The following is a 7,105-nucleotide window of genomic DNA, read 5'->3' as shown; positions in this document are numbered from 1 at the left end:
CTGCCTTTCAACTTTTAAATAACAACGGTTTAGCTATTTTCAATCTAATTTATATTTTTTGTGCACAGAACCTAGTTAAAAAACCTAACTTATCATATATAATCAATTTTAATATAAATCTTATACGGAAATTTTAATGTTAAATATTAGAAAGCAAAACCCCTTTTTTTTATTGTGTTTTTTCGAGTACTTTGAAAGGTTTGGCTATTATGGATTTAGTTATACATCAATACTATTTTTTATGAGTTCTCATGGTTTTAATTTTACAGAAAAACAAGCAGTTGTATTATTTGGAGCTTTTGCAGCCTTAAGTTATGCTTTTAATGCTGTTGGTGGATATATGGCTGATAAGGTACTAGGTATCAAGAGAACCATGTTTACAGGAGGAGTTCTTTTATTAATTGGCTATGCCATGATAGGTGTAGGGGCATTTGTAGCGTTTAAGGAGCTTATATATATTGCTGTAGCACTAGTTATATTAGGAGCTGCATTATTTAAACCTGCACCAACTAACCTTATCTCCAGAATATATACAGATCATTCAAAAATTGACTCATTATATACGATATTTTATATGTCAATTAACTTAGGTTCGTTGTCGGCATCATTACTAATACCTGTTTTATCGGCAAGATTAGGATATACATTTACATACTTTTTATGTTCTTTTGGTTTTGTAATAGCTATTATAAATACTTTGCTAAGCTATTCGAGTATTAAAGATATTGATAATGGAGTAGGTAGTACAAAATTAGAGGCTAAAACAATTTGTGGTTTTATTATAGGACTTTTAGTAACAATATTTATTTTAAGCTATGTATTAAGACATGGCTATTTATCTACACTTATTCTTTGGGTTGGTGCTATATTTATCTTTTTTATCTTTGCATCACAGATTTTTATTGAAAAAGATTCAATGGCAAAGAAAAAAATTATGGTTGCAATAGTTTTACTTTTCTATGCTGTAATATTTTTTATAATATATCAGCAGAAATTCACTACAGTTTTATTGTTTAATCTTCATCATGTTAATTTACATTTCTTGGGAATGGATGTAAATCCTCAGCAAATTCCAGGAGTATTAGATACACTTGGAGTTATTATATTTTCACCAATATTAGCTTTAATATATACAAAGCTAAAAGATAGAGACCTTTGTCTGCCACATAAATTTGCGCTTGGTTTATTTTTATGTGGTTTAGCATATGGGACTATGTATTTGGCTTGTATACTTAATGCTCCAACTGCAAAAATAAGTATTTGGTGGGAAGTTTTATCTATTACAGTATTTTTTGCATCTGCAGAGTTACTTATTAGTGCTTTAGGATTAGCACTAATGGCTAAACTTTTACCAAGAAGAATCATGGGCTTTGCAATGGGAACTTGGTTTGTCACATCTGCTATAGGTATCAAGTTAGGTACTATGATTGCAGGGTATGTGAGTAGTGGTGTGAAATATAACACTAAAGTAGGCTTTGATACGCAAATGACTATTAGTAGTTATTATAGTTATCAGCATTTATTTGCAATGATATCAATAATAGCTATAGTTATTTCTATTTTTGCTTTTATAATAGGTAAGAAATTAAATAAAATGATTCAAGAATAATTCTTATGTATAAGTATTTATCTGCTAATAAGGCTTTGGCCTTGTTATTAATAACTATAACTATGTGGTCAACTGCATTTATTGGTATACGTTATTTAATGTTAGAAGGCTTTAGTGCAGGAGCTTTATCTTTAGCTAGATATGTCATAGCAAGTATAGTTATGCTAATAATTTTTATCAGACAGAAAAATAAAACTACCCCTACTTTTATGGATCTAGTGAGATTTGCTATATTAGGATTTTTTGGATTTTTTTCATACAATGTTTTTCTAAACTCTGGAGAAGCTAGAATTACAGCCGCTAGTGCAAATTTTATTATTGCTCAAGCACCTATTATTGTCGCTTTATTAGCATATATCTTTTTCAAAGAAAAGATCAATAAAGTAGGTATTCTAGGTTTTTGTATAGCATTAGTTGGTGCTGGAATAATTCTCTTATCAAATAATGATACTTCTTTTGAGTTTGTAGGTGTTTGTTTTGTTTATATTGCTTGTTTTTCAGGGTCAATATATTCAGTTTTCCAAAAAAATATATTAACAAAATTTCACCCTATAGAAGCTATAGCTTATTTTATTTGGTTTGGTACAGCAATGCTTTTGGTATATTCAAAAGATATGTATATAGAAGTTAGTAGTGCAAACTATATAAGTAGTTTAGTTATAATTTATATAGGAGTTTTTCCAGGGGCTTTAGGGTATCTATTTTGGGGATATGCATTTAGAAATTTAAAAGCCACTGTAGCTATAGCATCATTATATTTTATGCCAATTATATCTATATTTCTCAGTTGGCTTTTTTTAAATGAAATAGAGGATTTTTTAGGAATAGTAGGTGGAATAGTTAGTGTGATAGGTGCTTATATAATTAGTAAATATGGATTGAGTAAAAAAACTGGTTAAAACCATGAAAGTTTGTTAGTCTCAACATTTTAATAAAACCCTTTTTTGTCTATAATATCTCTCAAGTTTTGAAATAAAGGATAAATATGCAAATAGTTGATCAGATGAAAGATAAAGCTTTAGAAGAGCTTAGTCTTGTCAAAGATAAAAAATCTCTAGATGATATTCGAGTAAAATACCTTGGTAAAAAAGGTGCACTAACAGGGATGATGAAGCTAATAGCGACGCTTCCTAATGAAGAAAAACCTAAGTTAGGTCAGGCAGTAAATATAGCTAAACAAGCTTTACAAGAAGCAATTAACTCTAAGCTATCTCACTTTGAAGAGCTAGAGCTTAATGAGCAGCTATCTAAGGAAAAAATTGATGTGACCTTGTCTGGTGTAGGACAAAATCAAGGTTCTCTACACCCTGTGACAAAGACTCTAAATAGAATAGAGTCATTCTTTAAACAAAATGGTTTTGCAATTGAGTTTGGCCCAGAGATTGAAAGTGATTATTATAATTTTGAGACATTAAATATTCCTTCTCATCATCCTGCTCGTGCTATGCATGATACTTTTTATATTGATGAGACTCATGTTTTAAGAACTCATACTTCTGGTGTACAGATTAGAACTATGGAAAAACAAGAGCCACCAATTAGAATAATTGCTCCAGGTAGAGTTTATCGTTGTGATTCAGATGTTACTCATACTCCGATGTTTCATCAGGTTGAAGGTTTACTTGTAGAAAAAGATGTATCTTTTGCTGATTTGAAAGGCTTATTACATGCGTTTTTAAATTCATTTTTTGAAAAAGATTTAAAAGTGCGTTTTAGACCATCATACTTCCCATTCACTGAGCCGTCAGCAGAAGCTGATATGGAGTGTGTAATGTGTGACGGTAAAGGTTGTAGAGTTTGTAAGCATACCGGTTGGCTAGAAGTACTAGGCTGTGGTATGGTTCATCCTAAAGTTTTAAAAGCTGGAAATGTTGATTCAGAAGAATATCAGGGCTTTGCTTTTGGTATGGGTGTAGAAAGACTATCAATGCTTAGATATGGGATAGATGATCTAAGAATGTTCTTTGAAAACGATCTAAGATTTTTAAAACAGTTTTAATTATTATTTGAGGTTTATAAATGAAATTTTCACATAATTGGTTAAATGAATACTTAAGTGATACTCAAAATAGCCAAAATTTAGCAGACACTCTAACTTTAGCTGGTTTAGAAGTTGATGCTATAGAACCTGTGGTAGCAGAAAAAGTAACAAATGTTGTAGTTGGACAGATCAAAAGTATTACAAAACACCCTGATGCAGATAAGTTAAATATTTGTAGTGTTGATGTAGCAGAAGGCGAACCTCTAACAATTGTTTGTGGAGCTAAAAATATTTATGAAGGTATGAAAGCACCTGTAGCAAAAATAGGTGCTGTATTACCTGGTGATTTTAAAATTAAAAAATCTAAATTACGTGGGCAAGCGTCTTTTGGGATGATGTGCTCAGAAGAAGAGTTAGGCTTAGCTGAAAAAGCCGATGGTTTGATGGATCTACCAGTAGGTGCTCCAGTGGGTGAAGATATCAATGAATATCTAAAACTGGATGATAATATAATCGAGGTTGATTTAACACCAAATAGGGCAGACTGTCTAAGTGTATATGGTATTGCTAGAGAAGTCTCAGCTCTTACAAAAGCTCAGTTTAAAGAACTTGAAACTCCAGAAACTGAAATAGATATCAAAGATACTAAAGAAATAAATATCACAGCTACTGATGCATGTAAATCATACTATGGCTGTATTATTAAAAATGTAAATAATGATGTCCAAACTCCTCTGTGGATGGTTGAGAAACTAAGAAGAAGTGGTATTGGTAGTATTTCATTTTTTGTAGATGTAACAAACTATATATTGCTTCTTACAGGTCAGCCAATGCATGCATTTGATCTTGCTAAGTTAGATGGAAGTATAAATGTTCGTTACGCAAATCAAGATGAGGATCTGACACTTTTAGATGAGACCCAAGTTAAGCTTGATTCAGATACTCTAGTAATTGCAGACGAGAAAAAGGCTTTAGCAATAGCAGGAGTTATGGGAGGGCTTGATTCATCTATAACTACTGATACTAAAGATATATTCCTAGAAAGTGCTTTCTTTGTTCCAGAGAAAATTGCGGGTAAAGCACGTAAATATAATCTTCATACAGATTCTTCACATAGATTTGAAAGAGGTGTAGATCCTCAGCTTGCTAAAAATGCTATGAAACTAGCTATTAAATTAATTACAGAATTTGCAGGTGGTGATGTAGCTCCTATTCATGGTAGTGAAGATTTAGAGAGTTTAAATAAACAAGTTAAGATTACTCTTTCTATTGAAAAGCTAAATCGTGTTCTAGGTACTGATCTAAGTATTGATTATGTTACAGAAGTTTTAGAAGCTCTACATATGAAAGTTAATACAACTTTTGATAGTAACTGTCTTGAGGTAGTAGCTCCATCGTATCGTTTTGATATGGAAATACCAGAAGATTTAATCGAAGAAGTTGCACGTATTTATGGATATTCAAAACTTCCTGAAACTATGCCAAAATATGCAGCTTCTAAAGTTAATATCTCTGAGACGCAACAGTCGTTAGATATTTTAAATAATCGCCTAGTTGATAGAGGCTATCATGAAGCTATAAACTATAGCTTTATAGACCCGAAGTATGACGAGTTTTTCTTTGAGCAAAAAGGTATAGCTATTCAAAACCCGATATCACAAGACTTATCTGTAATGAGACAATCTTTGATACCTGGTTTGATAAACTCTTTTAAAGCAAATACAGCCCGTCAGCAAAATAGAATAAGAATCTTTGAAAAGGGCGCTTGCTTTAAATTAGAATATAATCAAAGAGTTCAGTTTGATAGAATTGCTGGTTTAGCTTATGGTGAGTTATTAAATATAAATTGGTCAAATACTAAAAAAGTAGATTTCTTTGATGTTAAAGCTGATATTGAAGCATTATGTAGTGATATTGAAAACCTTAATTTTGAAGTTTGTGATGATGTAAAATGGCTACATCCTGGCCAATCTGCTTATATTCTATCTGATGATACTAAAATTGGTTTGATAGGGACAATTCATCCAAGTGTATTAAAAACTTTTCAAATTAAAGCTAAAGCTCCTATAGTGTTTGAAATTGATTTAGCAGTTTTAACTAAGAAGCAAATACCAAGTTTTGAAAAAGTCTCTAAATATCCATCAGTATCAAGAGATATTTCATTCTTAGTAGATAAATCAGTTTTAGCGGGTAATATTACAAAAGCAATAAAAGCTTTAGATATAAATATTCTAAAAGATGTTGGTATTTTTGATATTTATGAATCCCAAGAAAATGAAAGAAAAAGTATAGCACTTAGTATGCTTTTCCAAGATAATGCTCAAACTTTAGATGATAAAGTAATTACTGAAAGTACTGATAGAGTTTTAGAAACGCTAAAAGCTAAGTTTAATATTGAGCAGAGAATGTAATTCTTAGAAGACTTTATTATGCTTTTAAAATCAAGTTTTCCTGCTTACCCAAGCCTTCTATTTCTAGCTCAAGCCTATCATTTTCCTTTAAATAATGAGTTTCTTCACCAAGGATTTCATTTTCTAATTGAACACCTTGAGGTGTACCTGTTAGAATAATATCTCCTGGTTCTAAGGTGAAATATTCACTTAACTTAGATATTAAATAAGGAATATTAAAAATCATTGTTTGTGTAGAGCCATCTTGAACAAATTGGTTATTTACTTTAGTTCTTATAAATAGGTCTGATGGGTTTATTTCATCTTTAGTGACTAAATATGGGCCTAAAGGGCAGAAAGAGTCACAACTTTTTCCCATATTGAATTGTCCTGGCTTTTGAAATTGTAGACTTCTATCTGATACATCGTTACCAATACAATATCCAAAAATATATTCATTAGCATGATTTTCTTGGATATTTTTTGCAGTTTTACCAATAATCACAGCCAACTCATTTTCATAGTCTAGTTTTCCACCAATTTTAGGAATATATATAGGATCATATGGGCCCGTAATACTACTTGATGGCTTTTGAAAAAATATAAAATTCTCAGGTTTAACTTTTGGGCCTCCTAGGAAATCTACTCTTTCTAAATGGTCTAAATAATTCATGCCGATAGCAATAATTTTTCCGGGATTGTATATACAGTTTTGTATATTTTGTTTTTGTATATTGTCTGTAAGTACTGGTAATAAATCTAAATCTATATCATTTATTATAGCAACTAGTTTATTGATATTTTTGGGGCATATATCATCTATATGATCTCGAAGATTATATAAAGTGTTATTTAATAGAATGCATGGATATATATAACCTTCATGCTTGTAGCGTAAAAATTTCATAGTTAAACATAACCTCCTATGGAAATTGTTTAATTTATTATAGTAGAGCTTTTTGAACTTATATTTTAATTAAATGATATACTGTATTGTTAAGCAGTGCAAAAAATTATAACAAATTATCCAAATAAGAGCTAATAAAAGTAGGTTCTGTGCACAAAAAATATAAATTAGATTGAAAATAACTAAACCGTTGTTATTTAAAAGTTGAAAGACAGTAA

At 30.7% G+C, this 7,105-nt stretch carries 5 protein-coding genes; 4 read left to right on the top strand and 1 reads right to left on the bottom strand.

All coding sequences use genetic code 11. The features are described 5' to 3' along the window. Window positions 1-136 precede the first annotated feature (136 nt). The 4 genes from AB8E56_RS10980 to pheT all read left to right on the top strand — a co-directional run bounded on the left by AB8E56_RS10980 (window position 137) and on the right by pheT (window position 6,001). Complete coding sequence (locus AB8E56_RS10980) at window positions 137-1,609, top strand: oligopeptide:H+ symporter (RefSeq protein ID WP_329481058.1); 1,473 nt, start codon at window positions 137-139, stop codon at window positions 1,607-1,609. Window positions 1,610-1,614: 5 nt separating this feature from the next. Next, a complete protein-coding gene (locus AB8E56_RS10975) occupies window positions 1,615-2,508 on the top strand; it encodes a DMT family transporter (RefSeq protein WP_329481056.1) in 894 nt (297 codons plus the stop codon). 86 nt (window positions 2,509-2,594) lie between these two features. Beyond that, on the top strand, window positions 2,595-3,608 hold the full coding sequence (gene pheS / locus AB8E56_RS10970; RefSeq protein WP_329481054.1) for a phenylalanine--tRNA ligase subunit alpha: 1,014 nt from the start codon (window positions 2,595-2,597) through the stop codon (window positions 3,606-3,608). A gap of 20 nt (window positions 3,609-3,628) precedes the next feature. Beyond that, on the top strand, window positions 3,629-6,001 hold the full coding sequence (gene pheT / locus AB8E56_RS10965; protein ID WP_329481052.1) for a phenylalanine--tRNA ligase subunit beta: 2,373 nt from the start codon (window positions 3,629-3,631) through the stop codon (window positions 5,999-6,001). 16 nt (window positions 6,002-6,017) lie between these two features. Here pheT and AB8E56_RS10960 read toward each other — a convergent pair whose 3' ends face one another. Continuing rightward, window positions 6,018-6,887 carry a fumarylacetoacetate hydrolase family protein gene (locus tag AB8E56_RS10960; RefSeq protein ID WP_329481050.1) on the bottom strand — a complete coding sequence of 290 codons (870 nt, stop codon included), beginning with the start codon at window positions 6,885-6,887 and terminating at the stop codon, window positions 6,018-6,020. Window positions 6,888-7,105 lie beyond the last annotated feature (218 nt).

The sequence above is a fragment of the Francisella sp. 19X1-34 genome (assembly GCF_041102755.1).
Classification (GTDB): Bacteria; Pseudomonadota; Gammaproteobacteria; order Francisellales; family Francisellaceae; genus Francisella.
Note: the sequence above shows the minus strand (reverse complement) of the source record. Positions and strands in the feature narration are given on the sequence as shown.

Bases quoted from the DNA above. Each gene is read 5' to 3' on its own strand.
- AB8E56_RS10980 (WP_329481058.1), top strand. From the start codon at position 137: ATGTTAAATATTAGAAAGCAAAACCCCTTTTTTTTATTGTGTTTTTTC.
- AB8E56_RS10975 (WP_329481056.1), top strand. From the start codon at position 1,615: ATGTATAAGTATTTATCTGCTAATAAGGCTTTGGCCTTGTTATTAATA.
- pheS (WP_329481054.1), top strand. From the start codon at position 2,595: ATGCAAATAGTTGATCAGATGAAAGATAAAGCTTTAGAAGAGCTTAGT.
- pheT (WP_329481052.1), top strand. From the start codon at position 3,629: ATGAAATTTTCACATAATTGGTTAAATGAATACTTAAGTGATACTCAA.
- AB8E56_RS10960 (WP_329481050.1), bottom strand. From the start codon at position 6,887: ATGAAATTTTTACGCTACAAGCATGAAGGTTATATATATCCATGCATT.